General features: G+C 34.7%; 20 protein-coding genes. 4 read left to right on the top strand and 16 right to left on the bottom strand.

What is annotated here, in order from left to right; translation table 11 throughout:
- Window positions 1–198: 198 nt before the first annotated feature.
- The 4 genes from FND99_RS16420 to FND99_RS16405 form a co-directional block, all read right to left on the bottom strand.
- Window positions 199–429, bottom strand: a complete 231-nt coding sequence (locus FND99_RS16420; protein ID WP_144339021.1) for a (4Fe-4S)-binding protein — start codon at window positions 427–429, stop codon at window positions 199–201.
- Between the two features lie 172 nt (window positions 430–601).
- The gene (locus FND99_RS16415) at window positions 602–1,318 is read right to left on the bottom strand and encodes a pirin family protein (RefSeq protein WP_144339020.1); all 717 of its coding nucleotides are present in this window, start codon (window positions 1,316–1,318) and stop codon (window positions 602–604) included.
- Between the two features lie 533 nt (window positions 1,319–1,851).
- Entirely contained in the window at window positions 1,852–2,211 is a 360-nt protein-coding gene (locus tag FND99_RS16410; protein ID WP_144339019.1) for a hypothetical protein, read from the bottom strand.
- 5 nt (window positions 2,212–2,216) lie between these two features.
- Entirely contained in the window at window positions 2,217–3,698 is a 1,482-nt protein-coding gene (locus FND99_RS16405; RefSeq protein ID WP_144339103.1) for a helix-turn-helix domain-containing protein, read from the bottom strand.
- A gap of 118 nt (window positions 3,699–3,816) precedes the next feature.
- Between FND99_RS16405 and aceB the strand changes: the two genes are divergently transcribed.
- Together aceB and aceA are read left to right on the top strand one after the other, a co-directional pair.
- The gene (gene aceB / locus FND99_RS16400) at window positions 3,817–5,418 is read left to right on the top strand and encodes a malate synthase A (RefSeq protein WP_144339018.1); all 1,602 of its coding nucleotides are present in this window, start codon (window positions 3,817–3,819) and stop codon (window positions 5,416–5,418) included.
- A gap of 240 nt (window positions 5,419–5,658) precedes the next feature.
- On the top strand, window positions 5,659–6,939 hold the full coding sequence (gene aceA / locus FND99_RS16395; RefSeq protein WP_144339017.1) for an isocitrate lyase: 1,281 nt from the start codon (window positions 5,659–5,661) through the stop codon (window positions 6,937–6,939).
- Between the two features lie 192 nt (window positions 6,940–7,131).
- Here the strand turns inward: aceA and FND99_RS16390 are convergent, their stop codons facing one another.
- The 8 genes from FND99_RS16390 to FND99_RS16355 all read right to left on the bottom strand — a co-directional run bounded on the left by FND99_RS16390 (window position 7,132) and on the right by FND99_RS16355 (window position 15,673).
- On the bottom strand, window positions 7,132–7,707 hold the full coding sequence (locus FND99_RS16390) for a Crp/Fnr family transcriptional regulator (protein ID WP_144339016.1): 576 nt from the start codon (window positions 7,705–7,707) through the stop codon (window positions 7,132–7,134).
- Window positions 7,707–8,027 (bottom strand): DUF6370 family protein, encoded by a 321-nt coding sequence (locus FND99_RS16385; protein WP_144339015.1) that lies wholly within the window; start codon window positions 8,025–8,027, stop codon window positions 7,707–7,709. The genes FND99_RS16390 and FND99_RS16385 overlap by 1 nt, the downstream gene beginning before the upstream one ends.
- Window positions 8,028–8,217: 190 nt before the next feature.
- On the bottom strand, window positions 8,218–9,450 hold the full coding sequence (gene purT / locus FND99_RS16380; RefSeq protein ID WP_281282469.1) for a formate-dependent phosphoribosylglycinamide formyltransferase: 1,233 nt from the start codon (window positions 9,448–9,450) through the stop codon (window positions 8,218–8,220).
- Between the two features lie 378 nt (window positions 9,451–9,828).
- Window positions 9,829–11,697 (bottom strand): peptidase U32 family protein, encoded by a 1,869-nt coding sequence (locus FND99_RS16375; RefSeq protein WP_144339013.1) that lies wholly within the window; start codon window positions 11,695–11,697, stop codon window positions 9,829–9,831.
- 129 nt (window positions 11,698–11,826) lie between these two features.
- Window positions 11,827–12,228, bottom strand: coding sequence for a hypothetical protein (locus tag FND99_RS16370; RefSeq protein ID WP_144339012.1), 402 nt, complete (start codon window positions 12,226–12,228; stop codon window positions 11,827–11,829).
- 141 nt (window positions 12,229–12,369) lie between these two features.
- Window positions 12,370–12,825, bottom strand: a complete 456-nt coding sequence (locus tag FND99_RS16365; RefSeq protein WP_144339011.1) for a ferritin-like domain-containing protein — start codon at window positions 12,823–12,825, stop codon at window positions 12,370–12,372.
- Window positions 12,826–13,313: 488 nt separating this feature from the next.
- Window positions 13,314–14,504, bottom strand: a complete 1,191-nt coding sequence (locus FND99_RS16360) for a pyridoxal phosphate-dependent aminotransferase (protein ID WP_144339010.1) — start codon at window positions 14,502–14,504, stop codon at window positions 13,314–13,316.
- Between the two features lie 71 nt (window positions 14,505–14,575).
- Window positions 14,576–15,673 (bottom strand): fatty acid desaturase family protein, encoded by a 1,098-nt coding sequence (locus FND99_RS16355; RefSeq protein WP_144339009.1) that lies wholly within the window; start codon window positions 15,671–15,673, stop codon window positions 14,576–14,578.
- Between the two features lie 107 nt (window positions 15,674–15,780).
- Between FND99_RS16355 and rsmG the strand changes: the two genes are divergently transcribed.
- Window positions 15,781–16,410 (top strand): 16S rRNA (guanine(527)-N(7))-methyltransferase RsmG, encoded by a 630-nt coding sequence (gene rsmG / locus FND99_RS16350; protein ID WP_144339008.1) that lies wholly within the window; start codon window positions 15,781–15,783, stop codon window positions 16,408–16,410.
- A gap of 79 nt (window positions 16,411–16,489) precedes the next feature.
- On the opposite strand, the gene FND99_RS16345 is transcribed toward rsmG, so the two are convergent.
- Window positions 16,490–17,215, bottom strand: coding sequence for a hypothetical protein (locus tag FND99_RS16345; protein ID WP_144339007.1), 726 nt, complete (start codon window positions 17,213–17,215; stop codon window positions 16,490–16,492).
- Between the two features lie 122 nt (window positions 17,216–17,337).
- Here FND99_RS16345 and FND99_RS16340 point away from each other — a divergent pair, with 122 nt between their 5' ends.
- Window positions 17,338–17,538 (top strand): carbonic anhydrase, encoded by a 201-nt coding sequence (locus tag FND99_RS16340; protein WP_246074234.1) that lies wholly within the window; start codon window positions 17,338–17,340, stop codon window positions 17,536–17,538.
- A gap of 103 nt (window positions 17,539–17,641) precedes the next feature.
- On the opposite strand, the gene pruA is transcribed toward FND99_RS16340, so the two are convergent.
- The 3 genes from pruA to FND99_RS16325 all read right to left on the bottom strand — a co-directional run bounded on the left by pruA (window position 17,642) and on the right by FND99_RS16325 (window position 21,146).
- The gene (gene pruA, locus FND99_RS16335) at window positions 17,642–19,267 is read right to left on the bottom strand and encodes an L-glutamate gamma-semialdehyde dehydrogenase (protein ID WP_144339006.1); all 1,626 of its coding nucleotides are present in this window, start codon (window positions 19,265–19,267) and stop codon (window positions 17,642–17,644) included.
- 153 nt (window positions 19,268–19,420) lie between these two features.
- Window positions 19,421–19,807, bottom strand: a complete 387-nt coding sequence (gene apaG / locus FND99_RS16330; RefSeq protein ID WP_012023834.1) for a Co2+/Mg2+ efflux protein ApaG — start codon at window positions 19,805–19,807, stop codon at window positions 19,421–19,423.
- Window positions 19,808–19,886: 79 nt separating this feature from the next.
- Window positions 19,887–21,146, bottom strand: a complete 1,260-nt coding sequence (locus tag FND99_RS16325; RefSeq protein ID WP_144339005.1) for a type IX secretion system plug protein — start codon at window positions 21,144–21,146, stop codon at window positions 19,887–19,889.
- Window positions 21,147–21,221: the final 75 nt, after the last annotated feature.

The raw sequence follows: 21,221 nt of genomic DNA, 5'->3' as shown, positions 1-21,221 counted from the left end.
GATTAAGAAATGAAAAATGGGATGTTCTTTGCCGCAGATTACACAGATTAAAACGATTAAAAAAAGATATTGCCACGAATTGCACGAATTAACACGAAATAAATTGAATCAAAATTTGTGAAAATTTGTGCAATTTGTGGCGAATAAAAATCACTTTAATCTGTGTAATCTGTGGGCAAAAAAACTAATGCGTAAAGCTTAGCTTTTCTTATTCATATAAAAACTCAAAGCGCCCGAAGGACATTTATTAACTGTTGAAATTATTTTCTCAGTTGTAGATTGTTCCGGAGTAATCCAAGGTTTTTCTTTTGGGCGAAAAACGTCCGGATTGTTTTTTACGCAATTGGCAGAATGAATACATTTTCCGGATTGCCAAACAATCGTTACTTCGCCGTTCGTATATTCTTTTTTAAGGTTGTCAGGATTCATGACTGAAAATTTTTAACTGGTTAATTTTGAGTGGGGTATAAGTCGGTTTTACTTATAAAATTACGTTTTCTTTTTGGGTTTTAATAAAATTTGAACAAAAAAAGAAACGATAATAAGTTGAAAATCAACTTAAATATCGTTTCTGAAAAAAATATTAATTGTAATCTTTGAATTAGTAATTCATCGGAATGTCCATCAATAAAAATTCAGCATCTGTGTTTGCTTTAATGTTTAAAGTATCAGTTCCTGAAATTCCAACCGCGTCGCGAGTATTTAATTCCTGACCGTTGATGGTAACATTTCCTTTCAAAACGAAAGCATAAACTCCGTTTCCTTCTTTTTTGATTTTATATTCAGTTGCAGTTCCAGCATCAAAATTCCCCATGTTGAACCAAGCGTCTTGGTGAATCCAAACTCCATCATCATCAGCATTTGGAGATAAAATTTGAGCTAATTTATTATGTCTGTCGGCAACATTTAAAGTAATTTGTTGGTAACGTGGCGCAACGTTTCTTTTGTTAGGAAACAACCAGATTTGCAACAATTTAGTCTGCTGATCTGCGTTTGGGTTGAACTCGCTGTGCTGAACTCCAGTTCCGGCACTCATCACCTGAATATCTCCGTTTTTAATGATTTCAGTATTTCCCATGCTGTCTTTATGAGCTAAATCACCTTCTAGCGGAATCGTAATGATTTCCATATTATCGTGAGGATGTGTTCCAAAACCCATTCCGCCCGCAATCGTATCATCGTTCAAAACACGAAGCGCTCCAAACTGAATTCTATCTGGATTGTACCAGCTCGCAAAACTAAAACTGTGATAAGCGTTTAGCCATCCGTGGTTTGCATTTCCTCTTGATTCTGCTTTGTGCAATACTATATTTTCCATGATTTTGTCTTTTATTGATTTTGATAGTACAAAGATACGCTCGATGTGAAGGAAAAGCACTTAATGTAGATTAAGAAAAGGTTCTGAGGTTCTAAGATTCTAAGTTTTTTTTGGAAGCAGAAAATTAGTTTTCAAAAGACGTGACGTCCCGCTATCCGTTACAATCTTTTGTGTCTCGTTAAAGAAACGAGACACAAAAGGATTTCCACTTCTATCGGGGCTATGCTAGAGGATTCATTTTTATAAGGAGGCACAAAGGCACAAAGTTGCAGAGGTTCCAAGGTTTTACCTCAAAGTAACCACATGGTTTGTCATTTCGACGAAGGAGAAATCTCCACGAGAAGCTCTACAAAGATTGGAAATTATATAAAGTTTTTTTAGCTTCAAATTAACCGCGCAGTTTGTCATCCTGAGGAACGAAGGATCTCCGCAAGTAACTCCGCATAGCATATCGCCAATCTTTGTTGAGTTTCTCGTGGAGATTCCTCGTTTCTCGGAATGACAAATAACACGTGATAAAAAGATAGAAATAATTATTTAATCTTAATCAATTTCCCTTTCCCAACTACTTCATCAAGATAATTTGCTGCAGCACTTTTCTTGTCATGCATGTAAAACGGAATCGTATCTTTTGTGATTTGATCTTTAGGAATACTAATAACTAAATCAGTATTGATGAATTTTTCGAGCAATATTACATTGCCATAAGAAACTTTTCCTTTTGGGACATACTTATTATCAAAAGCAAAAACACTATCATTAAAAGTGATTTTATCTTTTTGGACATATACATTATCATCTTCTACCAAATAATTATAACGTCCCGAAAGCTTATCGGTTTTCTGGATTAAGTGGATAGAAAGCAATAGTGTTATTAAAGTAAAATATTTCATGACATTTAGCTATATTGACTTATAAATTGCTGTACAACAGCATCTGTGTTTTCATGGCGTTCCTTTTTTTCCAAAACAATTGGAGGAGAAACACGTTCCAGGCAATCTTTTACATCGCAGGTTTCGCAAGTTACACCAACAATTCTTTTGACCAAAGGTTTTCCTTCAATGAATTTGAATTTCTTTTTCATCGTCGGATTAATTAGAATTCCAACCGAAATACTTCGAATGGTATCATGCAAAAAAGGATCCTTTGTGGCTGACGAAAAAACTAGGTATTCATTGCCACTATGAACGTAGCTCGAAATTTGTGCATCAAAAAAATGTGGTTTATTTTGTTTGATGGCCTCATCTATGGTTTTTACCGAAACCCATCTTCTGCAATAATGTTCGTTGGTTTCGTTGGCGTGCGGTTCCTGCTGATTCGTAATATGTAATTCTTTTTTGATTTGATAAACATCAGAGCCTATTTTGTGGGACATTCTCAAAAAGAATAAATTTTTCAGTTGAAAATCCTTAGGCAATAAATTTGTTAATCGCTGATAAAAAGATTCTGGAGAAACTTCAAAACTTTCAATCAAAGCAACAAATTCTTCCGGATTTGGTTTTTCATTTTCTAAAAAAGAATTGATTTTATCCACAACTAATTTTCGAGGCAACAATAAAGCTCCGGCAAAATAAGAAGCATAAAAATTATTTAGAACCTGATCAAAATTTTCAAACTTAATCCAGCTGAAAGTCAGTAATCTGTCTGATATTTTTAAGTAATTATAAGCAATTTCTTTGGCTAGAATAAATGCTTTTTGCGGAGCGTCAAGTTCTGTAGAAAGTAATAAAGTTTTGCTTTTCGGAACATAAATCGAACGCAAATCACCTAGTGCTTCTTGTTCTGTAAATACAATTTCTTTTATGTTGTATTCGTATTCTTCTTTTAAAATCGCTTCCAGTTCTTCAATGCTTATTTTAGAATCCAGATTAATTTGGAACGACTTCGAAAACGCAATTACTTTCTCTTCTAAATCTTCAAAATAATTGCTGTGCGCTTCCTGATACGAACGCAAAGCTGCTAAAAAGAAGCTTTCTCGGCTTAAATTGTAATGCTGTGCAATTTCGATAATCGTACTAATAAACGCATTGACTTTTGCGGGAGCATTGGCGATTATATCAATTAAATCGGCTTCCTGAATTCCGAAAAGTTCCAACGGAATCTCTTTTAGAATTCCAGATTTCAAGATTTCGCCAATCGGAGCGAGGTTGTTATCGAGCTTTAAGGATACGATTTGGTCGTAAGTAACGTCCAAATGTTCGCATAAAAGTAAAATTTTATCTGTTTTTGGATATTTTTTTCCCTTTTCAATTTCGTTTAAATACGATTTTGAAAGATTTGTCAATTTGGCCAAGCCAAAAAGAGACAAGTTTTTTTGAACCCGAATTTGTTTCAGTTTCAGCCCAAATATCAGCTTTATATAGTCTTTTTCGATATCCATAATATCAAATGTAGCTGATTTAAAAATAATCGCCAAAAAAATATTTTTAAATTTTAGCGAACGTTCGCTGTTTTTGTAAAAAACTTTTTGTAACATTGTAGTATAAAATCTATTAGCTATGAATAATCAAAATGAAATTACCGAAACGGCAATGGAATTTTTAGCCGAAAAGAAGCTTCGTTATCCAAAGATCTGGACAGAAGAAGCAATTGTTTTTATAACCGAATTGCATAGAAAATTCGAATCACAGCGAAAACTATTGCTTTTGCAGCGCGAGCAAAAACAAGTCAATTTTGATCAAGGAATCATGCCAGTTTTTATTCCAGAAACCAAAAGTGTTAGAGAAGGCAATTGGACAGCAGGCGAAATTCCGAAAGATTTATTGGATAGAAGAGTGGAGATTACCGGACCAGTTGATCGCAAAATGATTATCAACGCTTTGAATTCGGGAGCAAAAACTTTTATGGCCGATTTTGAAGATAGTACGTCACCAACTTGGCAAAACCTGATGGACGGACAAGTGAATTTGATTGATGCAGTGAACAAAACGATTACGTTTACTGATTTGGTTAAACAGAAATCCTATCATTTAAATGAAAAAATAGCAACGCTGATTGTACGTCCGAGAGGTTTGCATTTGCCAGAAAAGCATGTTTTAATTGATGGTAACGAAGTTTCAGGTTCATTGGTAGATTTTGGTCTATATGTTTTTCACAATCATAAACGACTTTTAGAAAACAATTCTGGACCGTATTTCTACATTCCAAAATTAGAACATTATCTGGAAGCGCGCTGGTGGAATAATGTAATTGATTTTACCGAAGATTATTTGAAACTGAAACGCGGAACGATAAAAGTAACGGTTTTGATTGAGACGATAACAGCAAGTTTTCAGCTTGACGAAATTATTTACGAATTAAAAGAACATATTGTTGGCTTGAATTGCGGACGTTGGGATTATATTTTCTCCTATATCAAAAAGTTCAGAAAGAATCCGAAATTCATTGTTCCAGACCGTGACCAAGTAACGATGACTTCGCCTTTTATGAATGCTTATTCAAATCTAGTAATTCAGAGATGTCATAAAAGAGGAATTCATGCGATTGGCGGAATGGCCGCGCAAATTCCGATTAAAAATAATGAAGAAGCAAATGCAGTGGCTTTCGCGAAAGTGAAAACCGATAAAGAACGCGAAGTTCGAAACGGTCATGACGGAACTTGGGTGGCGCATCCTGATTTGGTTTCATTGGCTAAAGAAATTTTTGATAAAGGAATGCCGACTCCGAATCAAATTCATATTAGAAGAGAACATCGAAAAATTACAGAAGCTGATTTAATTGAACCACCAATTGGAATCATTACTGAAAATGGTGTTCGAAAAAATATCAATGTTGGGGTTTTGTATTTGGCTTCATGGCTAAACGGGCAAGGCGCTGCGGCATTGCATAATTTGATGGAAGATGCTGCAACGGCCGAAATTTCGAGATCGCAATTGTGGCAATGGCTTCAGAATAAAGTGATTTTGAATAATGGGCGAAAATTAGATTTGGCTTATTATCATAAATTGGCTTTAGATGAATTTAGAAAAATCAAGGAACAATTAGGCGAAGAAAATCACGAAAAACAACAATTTCCATTGGCTGAAAAAGTGTTGGAAAGATTAGTTGTAAATACTGAGTTTGTTGACTTCTTGACGATTCCGTGTTACAAATATTTATAACGTTGCGTTTTTTAAACACATAGAAACATAGATTTTAAATGTGATAAAAAGAATTTTTAAAAAATCTAGATTTTCACACATAGTCCCGAAGCGTCGGGATTTGTTTAAACAAATGAAATGCCATTAACCACAAAGAAAAGCTATGTTTCTAAGCGTCAAAAAAATAAGTCAAGTTAACTGAACACTTTTAACTGTGAACTGAACACTATTACTTACTAACCACTTTAACTTAAACTATTTATGAAAACAACAGAAGACAGAATTCAGGAATTGATTAACGATTGGATCACGAACCCTAGATGGAAGGGGGTTGAGCGTCCTTATACTGCGAGTGAAGTAGTTTCACTTCAGGGATCGTACCAAATTGAGCATTCTATTGCCAAAATGGGAGCGCAAAAATTATGGAGAAAGTTAAAAAATCAGGATTTTGTGGCTGGTTTAGGAGCGTTGACCGGAAATCAGGCAATTCAGGAAGTCGATGCGGGATTGGAAGCGATTTATTTAAGCGGATGGCAGGTTGCTGCCGATGCGAATTTGGCTGGCGAAATGTATCCAGACCAATCACTTTATCCTGTAAACAGCGTTCCGATGGTGGTAAAAAAGATCAATAACGCTTTGTTGCGTGCCGACCAGATTCAGACGGTAAATGAAATTGAAGATAAAAAAGATTATTTGGTTCCGATTGTGGCTGATGCCGAAGCAGGTTTCGGGGGAAATCTAAATGCTTTCGAACTAATGAAATCAATGATTGAGGCCGGAGCATCTGGAGTTCATTTTGAAGATCAATTGAGTTCGGCTAAAAAGTGCGGACACTTGGGCGGAAAAGTTTTGGTTCCGACACAAGAAGCGATCAATAAATTAATTGCAGCGCGTTTGGCTTCAGATGTTATGGGTGTTCCAACTTTAATTGTTGCCAGAACTGATGCCGATGCTGCAAATTTATTAACGAGTGATGCCGATCCAAGAGATAGAAAGTTCTTAACTGGAGAAAAAACTGCTGAAGGTTTCTTTTACGTAAAAAACGGAATCGATCAGGGAATTGCAAGAGGTTTAAGCTACGCGCCTTATGCCGATTTGATTTGGATGGAAACCAGTAATCCAGATTTAGAATATGCGAGAAAATTTGCAAAAGCAATGAAAAAAGAATTTCCAGATAAAATGCTGGCTTACAATTGTTCTCCTTCTTTCAATTGGGCTGCGAAATTAACAGTTGCAGAAATGGAAACGTTTAGAGAAGATTTGGCAGCAATGGGATATAAATTCCAGTTCATTACTTTGGCAGGATTCCATGCTTTGAATACGAGTATGTTCGAATTGTCTAAAGCTTATAAAGAACGAGGAATGGCTGGATATTCTGAATTACAGGAGCGAGAATTTGCTTTACAGAAAAACGGATTCAGAGCAGTAAAACATCAGGCATTTGTGGGGACTTCTTATTTTGATGCGGTTCAAAATACAGTTATGATAGGAAGGTCTTCAATAACAGCAATGAAACATTCTACTGAGGTTGAGCAATTTTAATTCAAAAGAAAATACGGTTCGATTACGAGCCGTATTTTTTTTGCCACAGATTTCACAGATTAAAAGGATTAAAAAATGTTGCCACGAATTACACGAATTTCCACAAATTTTTTATTCAATTTAATTCGAGGAAATTCGTGTAATTCGTGGCTAAAAAAAAATCAATTTAATCTGTGAAATCTGTGGTAAAAACTATTTCTTCAAAAGACGAGCTTTCATTTTGCTGAAAAATTCTGGTGTTACGCCAATGAAAGAAGCGATTTGTTTTTGAGGAACTTTGTGCACCAATGTTCCGTATTTTTTTGTGAATTTTTCAAATCGTTCTTCGGCGGGTAAGCTCAAATTATCCATTAATCTTTGCTGATTCGCTACTAATGAATTTTCGATCAAAATTCTGAAGAAACGTTCTAATTTTGGAATTTCAAGATACAATTGTTCTTGATTTTCTTTAGATAAAGAAACCACTTCGGCTTCTTCCAAAACTTCGATAAAAAGCTGTCCCGGTTTTTCGGAAAAATAACTGTACATGTCGCTTATCCACCAGCCTTCGCAGGCAAAGGATAAAACGTGTTCGACAATATTATCGTTGATATTGAAGCTTCTTAAAATCCCTGAATTAACAAAATAAGAATGCTTGCAAACTTCACCGGCATTCAGTAAAACTGTTTTGGCTTTATAAGTATTCGTTTCAAGTTTAGATAAAAAAAGAGCTTGTTCCTCTTGTGTCAAAGAAACGTGTTTGGCAATATTTTCTAGAATTAATGCCATTATTTTTTATCGTCTATTAAAGTAAATGAAGTTGCCACAAAACGATCTTTTACAATTGAACCTGTAACAGAAGCTTTTCTAACCGTGTTGCAAAATCCATCTTTTGCGTGTGCGTCGCCATGCTGATCAATTTTTGTTCCGTCAACAAAATATGATTTTCCGTCAATGCGAACGGCTAAATCACAGCTTTTTCCTTTCATTCCAAATTGGCATTCTCCGCAAGAAGCTTCAACAATTGTTGGTTTATCAAATTTCTTTTTGTCTTGCGCTTGTACCGCGATTCCAATAAAAAGGAAAGTCGCTAAAAGTATATTTTTCATGGTTATGAATTTATAGTTAATTTGTTGTGTGTATGTAAACACATAGAATCATAGTTCTGCTTCGTATATAAAGGCGTTTCACTTGTTTCAATGCACATAGCTATGTGTGAAAACTTGTTTTTTCTTTTCTCTTTTTTATTAGAATTAAAATCTATGTTTCTATGTGTTAAAGAAAATTTTTAATTTAATTCTACGAATTTACAGTTATTAATTTTGCCGTTTCTTTGGAGCGTTCGGTTACTTCGTTGATCGGAGTTGAAAGTGAATCATGAGTTAAAACAACGCCCATTCTTCGGTAAGGTCTTGAAGTTGGTTTTCCGAATATTCTAAAATCAGTTTTTGGCAAAGCAGCAACTTTTTCGATTCCAGTAAAAGTCGGATTTGTCGAATCTTCAGATGCTAAAATTACAGCGCTTGCTCCGGCTTTTTCTAAAGTAATTTCAAAAATTGGAAGGCTTAAGATCGCTCGTAAATGCAATTCGAATTCGTTGAAATTCTGAGTTCCTGCTAAAGTTACCATTCCGGTATCATGCGGACGCGGAGAAAGTTCAGAGAAATAAACGCCTTCTTTTGTTAAGAAAAATTCAACACCAAAAAGTCCTGCGCCTCCAAGTGCTTCAGTAATTTTTTCGGCCATATCTTGCGCTTCGTATAAATCTTTTTCTGAAACCAAAGCAGGTTGCCAGCTTTCTTGATAATCGCCTCTTTCTTGTCTGTGGCCAATTGGAGCGCAAAACAAAGTTGGATTATTATTTTGAGTAATCGTCAAAAGTGTAATTTCAGAATCAAAATTGACGAAAGCTTCTACAATAACTTCGATAACATCACCACGCGAACCAGCAACGGCATATTGCCACGCTTTTTCAATATCACTTTCTGTTTTTATAGTTGATTGTCCTTTTCCTGACGAAGACATTAAAGGTTTTACAACACAAGGAAGTCCAACTTCCTGAACGGCTTTTTGTAGTTCTTCTGCTGAAGTTGCATATTGATATTTGGCTGTTCTTAATCCGAGTTCTTTTGCTGCTAAATCACGAATGGCTTTACGATTCATGGTGAAGTTTGCCGCTTTCGCTGAAGGAACAACGGTAATTCCTTGTTTTTCGTAATCGTAAAAACGTTCAGTACGGATGGCTTCTATTTCGGGAACTATAAAATCGGGTTGGTGCTTGGCTACGATTCGGTCAAGCGCTTCGCCGTCGAGCATGTTAATGACTTCAAAACCGTGTGCGACTTGCATGGCTGGTGCGTTTTCGTAACTGTCAACTGCAATTATGGTTTGTCCGATTCGTTGTGCGGCAATGACAAATTCTTTGCCTAATTCGCCCGAACCTAGGAGTAGTATTTTCATTTTGGAGTGTTGTAATGTTTGAGTAGTAAAAGTAGGGAAAAAGCTTTTTTTAACCGCAAAGTTCGCAAAGATTTACGCAAAGAGCGCTAAATTTTTGTTTTTAAGTTAAAGAATAAGCTTTGAATTTCTCACGGAGATTTGCAGATTCGCGGGATTTTAATAATTATTACATTAAGTAACCACACAGTTTGTCATTTCGACGTAAGGAGAAATCTCCACGAGAAGCTCTGCAAAGATTGGCTTATTGGAACGGAGTTGCTTACGAAGATTTCTCCTTACGTCGAAATGACAAGATTGAGGAAATAGCAGGATATTTAACCGCAAAGCCCGCAAAGAATTACGCGAAGAACGCAAGGTTGTATTTTTATATAAAAAAAAGGTTCGCAAAGATTGTTTTAAAATCTTTGCGAACCTTGCGTATTTCTTCGCGTTCTTTGCGGTTAAATAGTATTAATGAAAATGATCTTCTTCAATCTCAAATTCGGCATCTTTTTCCCAGATTTCCATTTCGCAAGGTTTGCAGTTGAATTTTAGTTTATATTCAAGCTCGCCTTGTTTTAATACTAATGGCTCTTTTACCTTTACACCAACTATATCTTTTTGGTGTATTGGGCATTTTTTTAATTCGTATTTGATGCAATATTTGGTTGTCATTACACGAGATTTTCCTGGATCCCATTGTAATTCGAATGCTTTTTCGATTTCGGTAACACCATGGCGTTCGTAGAATTTACGAGCTGTTTTGTTCGAAACGTTGTACATAAAATCCAGTTTGGTTTCTGGATACGGGTGTGACGTTTTTACCAATTGGTGCTCTTCACGAACATAATTTGCCAAACGAATTTCAGTCAATTGATCGTAAACGGTTCTTCTCATTTCGTTGATTTTTGAAATAGGAAGGAACCAGTTTTGAGAAAACATAATGTTGATTTCGTCGGCGCTGTAAGGTGTAAAACCTGTTTTAGCTAATTGAACTTTGATGTTTTCTTCAATTGATTCACCTGTTTTTGTCTGTTCTTTTGCGTGTTCTAAAACAACTGTACTTACGTTTCCATCTTCATCAGTTGCGATTAACTCAAAACCATTTTCATTTTCTGTAAGCAATAAAGTAGTTCCGATTTTACGGATTGCACTGTCTTCTCTTTCAACAATTTTAATGAAAGCAGCGTCGTTGTTTCTATAGATGAAAGTTCCGTCTTTGATTTCTTTTAGAACGTTTGGATATACTTTTCCGTTCTCGGCTTTGTTTACGTAAATTCCGTCAGCTTCATTGTTTTCGTTGATGAAGCAAAGCCCGTCACCGTTGTTTAATAATTCGCCGTTTTCGATTTCGTAAGCATTTCCAACAGTTCTAATTAATTTTCCAATGTATTGCCCTTTTGATTTTGGGCTTTCCCAAGAACCAATAGAGCTGTGTCTTTCGTTTACGAAATAATCCGTATAACCACGATTGAAAGTTCTGTTTAATGCAGAATCAAAAGTATAAGTACATTTTCCAGAAGAAGCTTTGATGTATTTATCGCTTCCTTCTAAATAGCTGTCTAATTTTTGACGTAAATAAGATACGTTGTTTTTAACATAAGCGACATCTTTTAAACGTCCTTCGATTTTAAAAGAAACGATTCCGGCTTCGATCAAATTCGGAATTTGATCTGAAACATCTAAATCTTTTATAGAAAGCAAGTGACTGTTTCTGATTAAAGTATCTCCGTTTCCGTCGATTAAGTTATAAGGTAAACGACAGTTTTGTGCGCAAGAACCACGGTTCGCGCTTCGTTCTCCGTTTGCCACACTCATATAACAGTTTCCGCTGAAAGAAACACATAAAGCTCCGGTTACGAAAAACTCTAATTCAACATCGGCGTGATCGTATATTGTTTTGATTTGATGCAGGTTTAATTCACGTGCCAAAACCACACGTTTGATTCCAGCATCTTTAAGGAATTTAATTTTATCGGCATCACGATTATTGGCTTGTGTGCTGGCGTGAAGTACGATAGGAGGCAAGTCCATTTCCATAATCGCCATATCCTGAATAATCAAGGCATCGACACCAATATCGTATAACTCCCAGATCATTGCGCGGCACGTTTCTAATTCGTTGTCGTATAAAATGGTATTCATAACCACAAAAACCTGTGCGTTAAATAAGTGTGCGTATTTAACTAGTTCAGCAACATCTTCGATTGAGTTGTTGGCGTTAGAACGTGCACCAAACTGTGGCGCACCAATATATACTGCATCGGCACCACTATTTATGGCTGCGATTCCTCCAATTAAATCTCTAGCAGGAGCTAATATTTCGATTTTCTTCTTCATTTCTAAAACTTTAGACTTTTGTGGTATTCCCGAAAAAAAGTGTGCAAAGGTCTAATAAATTATTCGAGTTTGCTAGTGATGAAGCGATTTTTTTGAATTTGTTAACTTAATATGGAATGAATTTATAGTTTATTCTGTGTTGTTTTTGAATTTATTTCCTAAGTATTCAAATTTTATTTGTTTGTACGATACATTTTTAATTTCGTATTTAAATCTTTTTGGGATTAAAACTGCTGATATATCCATTGGATTTGTATTTATCCAATAGTAAAGAAATAAAGTGTCATTCATTATTTTTGAATCTCCGTAATATATAAGGCCTCCCGTTTCATATTTTTCAACTATGATTTCAATACCTTTTTCTGTTTTTTTATGAGTAATTAATTCTGCAGTTTGACTTTCGTTTCTTTTTAAATAGTCAGAATCAAAAGCTTCTTCAGATGAGAATTTAATATTAATGTTTTTGTGCTCTTTTTTTTCACAGCTGGTCAATAAAAGAAGAATTATTAAATTAAAAAAAATATGTTTCATGTATTGTCGAGGTTGGTTTGAGCTTAACAGTATTAAAAATATTTGTAGTTTCAGTTTTGAGAATGGTCTTAAAAATAAACAAAAAAACTGCCCAATTATTTAAACTGGGCAGTTTTTCTAAAATAAAAAACTTTAATGAAATTAAAGTGTTCTCATTTTAATTTGTGATAAAGTGTTTTGAATACTGTTTAATTGTTTTGAAACAATGTAAACTTGACTGTGCTCAAGATGATTTTCATTGAGTGCAGCTTTGTATTTTTCAATTGCAGCTTCTTCACCTGTAACACAAGCGTTAATAATGGCTTTCGTGTCGCCTCCTGTAAATGATGATTTAATGTCGATCCAAGTGCGGTGTAGAGCTCCTAATGGTCCGCCACCTGAAGTGTCTGTTGATTTTCCTAGTTTGTTGATTTCGTCTTGTAGTTCTACAATAAAAAGGGCACGTTCGCGGGCGTAATCAAGAAAATCAGCTTTCATGGCTAGATTTTCTACATGCTCGGCTGCGTTTGTATATCCTAGTTTTCCGTCTTCAAGAATTGAAATTAATCCGTTTAGTGTTTTTACGGTTTCTTCTGTGTTTACATCTGTATTTGTCATGACTAATAGTTTTTTAATTAATACATTACAAAGTTGGTGATTTATAAAACGTTCTGTTTTACAGGATTATAGTTGCTGTTTTACAATATTGTGGAATGGGAATTTTGAAAGTGTTGATTTGTTTTATTCCTATTTAATTACCTCCAGCTTTAGCTGGACGATGTTAAATGGATCAGGATTGGGCTTTAGCCAAATGCGTAATTTGGCTAAAGCCAGTATAGAATCTTATTTTAATCTCCAGCTAAAGCAGGAGGCAATCAAAATAAATGTTGTTTTAGTTTTTTTGAAAATGATATATCCCGTGTACCGTTTGCGTGAGGGATAGCAGTGGAAAGCCCGGAGCCTGACGAAGGAAGTGCGAGGACTTGTAACGGATAGCCCGACCCGGAGGGACACGCCCAAAACAATCTCATAAAAAAAACAGCTTAAAGTATAAAAGTGATGAAACTTTTGAACCTTAAGCCGTTTTAATAAAACTTAGAATATTGTTATGCAGTCAAAGCTTCTTTGATTCTGCGTAATGCTTCTGTTAAAATGTCGTTGCTTGTTGCATAAGAGAAACGAATACAATTTGGATTTCCGAATGCGTCTCCAGTTACCGTTGCAACGTTTGCCTCAGCTAAAAGATACATTGAAACATCGTTTGCATCTTTGATTTCGTGGCCTTTTAATGTTTTTCCGAAGAAAGAAGAAACGTCTGGGAATACGTAGAAAGCTCCTTCTGGAACGTTGATTTTGATTCCTGGGATTTCTTTTAATAATCCAACTACTAAATCTCTACGTCCGTGGAAAGCTTGCACCATTTCGTTTAATACGCTTGGATCAGCATCTACAGCTGTAATTGTAGCACGTTGCGCTACAGAATTTGCTCCAGATGTTACTTGTCCTTGGATTTTTGTACACGCTTTTGCAATGAATTCTGGCGCTCCAATATAACCAATTCTGTATCCTGTCATTGCAAATGCTTTTGCAACTCCGTTTACAGTAATTGTTTTTTCTAACATTCCCGGAATTGAACCGATACTGCAGAAAGTTCCTGAGAAATTGATGTGCTCATAAATTTCATCTGAAACTACGTAGATATTTGGGTGTTTTTCTAGAACTTTTGCAAGTGCTGTTAATTCTTCTCTGCTGTAAACAGATCCTGATGGATTGCATGGAGAAGAGAACCACATCATTTTTGTTTTTGGTGTGATTGCGGCTTCTAATTGCTCTGGAGTCATTTTGAAATCAGTTTCAACAGAAGTTGGAACTTCAACAGGAACGCCGCCAGAAAGTTTTACGATTTCGAAATAAGAAACCCAGTATGGTGCTGGCAAAATTACCTCGTCACCATCGTTTAACATTACTTGCGCAATGTTGTATAAAGATTGTTTTGCTCCTGTAGAAACTACAATTTGAGTTGGTTTGTACTCTAAATCATTGTCTCTTTTGAATTTTCTGCAGATTGCTTCTCTCAATTCAAGGTAACCTTCTACTGGAGAATAAGTGCTATAATTTTCGTTTACTGCTTTTATTACTGCTTCTTTAATGAAGTCTGGCGTATTGAAATCTGGCTCGCCTAAACTTAAACTGATAATGTCTTTTCCTTGTGCTTTTAATTCGCGTGCTAAAGCAGCCATTGCTAGTGTCTGTGATGTAGCAAGATTGTTGATTCTGTCCGAAAGAATATGATTCATTATAAAAATTTTGATGTCCTTAATTTGATGCGCTTATTAAGGAAGGTTAATTATTAATAGATTTTTTTAGTTTAAACAGATAATTCTGGTTTCATTCCAAGTTCACGCAAATGTTTGAAGTGCGCTACGATAGCACTTCGCATTGTTTTGTACTCATAATATGGCAAGTTGCATTCCTTTGCTGTTTCTTTTACGATTTTAGCAATTTTGCCATAATGGATGTGACTTATATTTGGAAAAATATGATGTTCGATCTGATGATTTAATCCTCCTGTGTACCAATTTACGATTGGATTTTTTGGCGCAAAATTTGTCGTTGTAAACAATTGATGAATTGCCCAAGTGTTGTCCATTTCGCCTAATTCATTTGGTTCTGGATTTGTTGTATGATCAACAACGTGTGCTAATTGAAAAACAATACTCAAGATTAATCCTGTAGTGTAGTGCATTACAAAAAAGCCTAAAAGTACTTTCCACCAAGTGATTCCAATTACAATTGGCAGAACAATCCAGATTGAAGCGTAAATGATTTTTGTGATGATCAAAGTTGTCCAAAGAATTTTAGGACTTTTTGGTTCTCCGTAAGATAATTTTCTTTTTAGGTAATTACGCATTTGCTTGAAATCGGTTGTAATGGCCCAATTAAAAGTCAATAATCCGTAAAGAAAAACAGAGTAATAATGCTGAAAACGGTGAAAACTATGCCATTCAGCATGTTTAGTAAAACGGATAATTCTTCCTGCATCTAAATCTTCGTCGTGCCCAGGAATATTTGTATAAGTATGATGCAGTACATTATGTTGAACCTGCCAGTTGTAAACGTTACCTGCTAGAACATAAATAGTACCGCCCATTAATTTGTTTATCCAACTTTTGTTTGAATAAGAACCGTGGTTCCCATCGTGCATTACATTCATACCAACGCCGGCCATTCCGATACCCATAACGATTGATAATAATAACATTACCCAAAAAGGCATCTCAAGAGTAAGGATCAAAAAATAAGGAGTCAAAAAGACTGCGAAAAGAATAACAGCTTTTAAATGCAGTTTCCAATTTCCAGTTTTTTGGATATTATTTTCTTTGAAGTAATTGTTTACTCGAGAGTTAAGCGTTCTGAAAAACTTCAGATTGTCTTGTCTTGCAAATGTAGGCGCAGGGTTATTCATAATTATTTTAAATAGTTTTCAAAGGTAATTATTATAAATTCTCAATTTGCAAAATTGAGTTAAATATTTCAATCGTAAAGTAGTACTTTTGTTAAAAAATTTGAGCAATGGATGAGATATTGAAATATTTTCCGGATTTGACCGAACTTCAAATCAAACAATTTCAAAAATTAGACTTTTTGTACCACGATTGGAATGAAAAAATCAATGTTATTTCGCGTAAAGACATTGATTCCTTATATACAAAACATATTTTGCATTCGCTGGGGATTGCCAAAATCATGAAGTTTGAGCCTGGAACAACTGTTTTAGATGTTGGAACTGGAGGTGGTTTTCCTGGAATTCCGTTGGCGATTCTTTTTCCTGAAACGCGTTTTTATTTAATTGATGTTATTGCCAAAAAAATAAAAGTAGTACAAGGTGTTGCTGAGGCATTGGAATTAAAAAATGTGAAAGCAGAGCAAAAACGTGCCGAATTGGTCAAAGGAGATTTTGATTTTATTGTGAGTCGTGCCGTAACAAATATGCCAGATTTTGTTTCATGGATACATGATAAAATAAAGAAGCAGCACAAACATAAATTAAAAAATGGAATTCTGTATTTAAAAGGTGGTGATTTGAGCGAAGAACTTAAAGATTTCCCGAATGCCACTTTGTATGACTTAGCAGATCATTTTGACGATGAGTTTTTTGAAACAAAGAAAGTTGTGCATCTCCCTTTGAAATTTAAACCATAAGTTTTAAAAAAAAGTAACCCGATAATAATTGCCAATTAAAGCTTTATTATCGGGTTTTGCATTTCAAAATGAATTATAATTAAGATGCTTTTTCTGGAATGTAAATAAATGGATTTGAGTTGTAATCCAAATTTTTAATGAATTTGTTTATTGCTTTTTCTGATGCTGATGCAGTGTATTCAAATTTTGGATCAAAGAAAAATTCTCTGCATATTGCAGGTTCGCTTGATGAATCATAAAAATCTTCTTCAGGTCTGTTTACATCATATTTGTATTCAGAAGGATAATTTTGGCTCAACTCCAAAATGATTTTGTCAAACCATTTGTCAAAAACTTTCTTTTTTGGAGTAATATGTCGAACTAAAAGAACCAATCCCGAAAGCTCGTTTTGAATGAAGTAAGTACCTTTTCTATAGTGCATATCAACCATTCTAGCCGTCATAAGAGCAATCCATATTGGGCCATTTATGCTTCCTGAAGAAGGAAAGTCTAGATCAAGGTCGAAATCTTGTGGTTTTGTATTTTCAAAATTTGAACAAGAGAACCATAAAGATTCTATGCGTTCTTCAATATCATTTGCAGCTTTTCCATATCCTGAAAAACGACATAGAACCCATTCTAATAATGCGGCAGTTAATGCCACTGAGGCTTTGTGATTAATTTGAGATAGTTTATTTTCAAGCTCTTCGTTGTTTCCCAAACAATCTAGAAAGTAATTTCTTTTTTTTTGGCTCCATTTAAAGTCGATGTAGTGGCCAATGCATTTTGATTTCAAAATAACGGCTGGTATATTTAAATTTTTCATACTCTTTTTTTATGTTTTTTAAATTTCTTTTCAGTGATGTTTACTACAGGGCAAAAATATATTGATGCCTCCTATTGCATTGCTGAAATAAGTTTTAAAAATGATAAAATAAGGCTTTCTGTTTGTCTATCTTATTGAAAAACAGTATTGAAGGAAAAGTATTACAAATGTTTTTAGATTGTATTGTTTGTAATAATGTACTGTTAACTATTGAAAACATTAAAGCCAAAAGCTCAATTTTGAAAGAAATGGCAGATAAAGGTGAAATTAAAATAATTGGTGTTTATTATGATTTGCATTCTGGAGAAGTAATTTTTCTGTAAATCGGAGAAAAAATCAAAAAACAAAAGCCGAATCTTCAATAAAGATTCGGCTTTTTTATATGGACAGATTCCAAACTTGAAACCTGAAATTTGAAACTAAAAATTAACCTAAGAAAGGATATCTGTAATCTTCTGGAGTTACAAAAGTTTCTTTGATAGTTCTTGGAGAAGCCCAACGCAATAAGTTCAATGCAGAACCTGCTTTATCGTTAGTTCCAGAAGCTCTTGCTCCACCAAAAGGTTGCATTCCAACAACTGCTCCAGTTGGTTTGTCATTGATGTAGAAGTTACCAGCAGCATTTTGCAATTTAGTTGTAGCTACTTCGATAGCATAACGATCTTGGCTGAAAACTGCTCCAGTCAAAGCGTATTCAGAAGTAGTATCAACTAATTCTAAAGTTTCTTCCCATTTCGCATCTTCGTAAACGTAAATTGTAATAACTGGTCCAAATAACTCAGTTTCCATTGTAGTGTATTTTGGATTCGTAGTTACAATAACCGTTGGCTCAATAAAATATCCAACCGATTTATCGTAGTTCCCTCCAACGATGATTTCAGCATCAGCATCTTTTTTAGCTTGGTCGATATAACTAGCTAATTTGTCAAAAGAACCTTCGTGGATTACTGCTGTAATAAAGTTTCCAAAATCTTCTGGAGAGCCCATTTTCATCGATTTTACATCAGCAATTAATTGTTCTTTTACAGCTGGCCATAAACTTTGAGGGATATAAGCTCTTGATGCTGCAGAACATTTTTGTCCTTGGAATTCAAATGCTCCACGTGTGATTCCTGTAGTAACTTGTTTTACATTAGCACTTGGATGAGCAATGATAAAATCTTTACCACCTGTTTCACCAACGATTCTTGGGTATGTTTTGTAATTGTGAATGTTTGCACCAATTTTAGCCCAGATATCTTTAAATACATGAGTTGAACCTGTAAAGTGAATTCCAGCAAAATCTCTGCTTGCTAAAACTGTATCTGTAATCATTAAAGCATCTCCAAAAACTACGTTGATAACGCCGTCTGGAACTCCAGCTTCTTTGAAAACATCAATGATAATTTTTGCAGAAAATACTTGGCTGTCACTTGGTTTCCAAACCACAACGTTACCCATCATTGCAGCACTTGCAGGAAGGTTTGCAGCGATTGCAGTAAAGTTGAATGGAGTAATAGCGTAAACAAAACCTTCAAGCGGTCTGTATTCTACACGGTTCCAAACAGAAGAATCTGATTTTGGCTGATCGTTGTAGATTTGAGTCATAAACTCAACATTGTAACGTAAAAAGTCGATTAATTCGCAAGAAGAATCGATTTCTGCTTGGTGAATATTTTTAGATTGACCAATCATTGTAGCTGCGTTGATGCGCGCTCTGTATGGTCCAGCAATAAGTTCGGCAGCTTTTAAGAAAATAGCAGCACGCTGTTCCCATGCCATGTTTGCCCATGCTTTTCTTGCTTCAAGTGCATTGGCAATTGCTTTTTCAATATGTTGTTTTTCAGCTAAATGATATTTTCCAACAACGTGTTTGTGGTCATGTGGAGCTGTAATGTTTCTTGTGTTTTCTGTTCTGATTTCTTCACTTCCAATATATAAAGGAACGTCAATTTGAGCATTCCACATTGTAGTGTAAGCTGCTTGAACAGCTGCTTTTTCTGGTGAGTTTGGTGCGTAGCTTTTTACAGGCTCGTTTACCGCTTTTGGTACATGAAAGAATCCTTTAAGCATGTTATTTAAAATTAGATTATTAGATAATTTAAAGTTAGATAATTTGTTTTGTTACGAATAATCTAACGTGGCACAAAAGTACAAAGGATAAATTAAAAAATTGACAATTTTATGATTTAGATAACTATAAAAAAGACTACTCTAAAAGATGTCTTAATTTAAAGCAAAAGGAGCGCACATTCTAAAAGTAGGAACAATTACTTTGAATGTTTTTGTTGTAGTAAAATTGATCATATTGAAATGACCTTTCATAGCGCCATATGGAGATGATAATAAACAGCCAGAGCTGTAAGTGTGGTTTTCGCCTGGTTTTAAAACTGGTTTTTTACCAATTACACCTTCGCCGTCAACAATATCTAAATCGTTAAGCGAATCGAAAATTTCCCAGTGGCGAGAAGTTAACTGAACCGAATCTTTACTGTGGTTTTCAATCGTAACTACGTAACTAAAAGCAAAATGGATCTTGTAGTTCTTGAAGTAGGTACCTTCAAAACTAGTTAAAACCGATATTTTTATGCCTCGTGTAATCTGAGAAACCATACTAAAGTAGTATATACGTGTGCGTTATAGTTGCAAATCTACGAAAAAAAATGATTGAAGTGAAAACGTTAACATTGTTTTAATTCACGATGTTTATTGAGTTTCCGTTTCCTTTTCCAATGACTCTTGTGTAACGGTCAGAACTTTCTTTATAATAAACCAAGATGGTATATTCATTTTCAGTTTGATAGAAATTTCCATCCACTGTATTTTCATAATCAATTACACCTTTTTTATCAGCAACTCGGTACTGATAATTAGTAAAGCCTTGCTTGATCATGATGGCTTTTTCAAACAAACCTTTTTCGGCATTATAATCCAATTTATATTCTGGTGTAAGACTATAATTATTAAACATTCCAACAACATAAATATCTTTATTCAACTGAAAAGCAGGTGCCGAAAGACTAAAATAAACCCAAGCATAATCGGCCTCAATATCTTGGTTGGAGCCATTGATGTTTTTAACTACAAAATTACCATTCACATCTTCATACAAAGTATAAATTTGATTGGCTCTCGCATGATTGGTATATAAATAAGAGCTGTAAACATCATTATTATTGCCAATTCTTGCAACATTATTGCTGGCTGCCCGAATGTCTTTGTTTTCAAAATACAAAAATTCGTTGCCGCCCCAAAATTGTGTTTCTTTATCATATTTGTAAACCATTTGGTTTCCAATAGTATATTGCGGAGGAACATTTTTGATGCACGTATTAAAGTCGCCGTTTTGCATCAATAGGACTTTTACGTTTTGCAGCGGTGTCTGAAAAACAATGTCGTTTGAGAGTACTGTGAATTCCAGATTCTGTTTAAAATCAATATTGCTGAGGTTTCTGCTTCGTTTTACTAAACAAGCAACAGTCGAATGGTTTTCATAAAGAACAAATTTTCGAGAAAAAATAACCTCTTTATCTTCATTCAGGATTTTCAGCATGTAATTTCCTGAAATTCGGAGTTGCGTGGTAAATTGATTTGGAAAAGTAAGTTTGTAATGTGAGTAACCTTGAAGTGTATTAAAGGAATTGGTATAATCTGTAATTCTTTGATTGTCAAAACCACGAAGGTATTCTGTTTTAGGAATATCGGTCGCAACCCAATTGTAGTCACAATGAACAATTTCAAAATAATAATTGGCTTCATTGCCAAACAAATCATCAAATTGAAATGAAAATACAGATCCTAATTCAAATATCGGAACCACATTGTTGTCATTTTGAACAAATGAAACTGTTTTGATATTGTATGGAGGAGCAATTTCGGTTTGAACTTCTTGGGCTTTCGCCGAAGTGAAAACAAAAAGAAAAATAAAGCTTAGATATAAAAATTTCGGCATTTGATACTTTGTAAGATTGTAAATATAACAATTTTATACAACGAAAAATACACTGTTTTATTGGATTAAAATAAT

This window comes from Flavobacterium daemonense, from assembly GCF_007341385.1.
In the GTDB taxonomy this organism is placed as follows: domain Bacteria; phylum Bacteroidota; class Bacteroidia; order Flavobacteriales; family Flavobacteriaceae; genus Flavobacterium; species Flavobacterium daemonense.
Note: the sequence above shows the minus strand (reverse complement) of the source record. Positions and strands in the feature narration are given on the sequence as shown.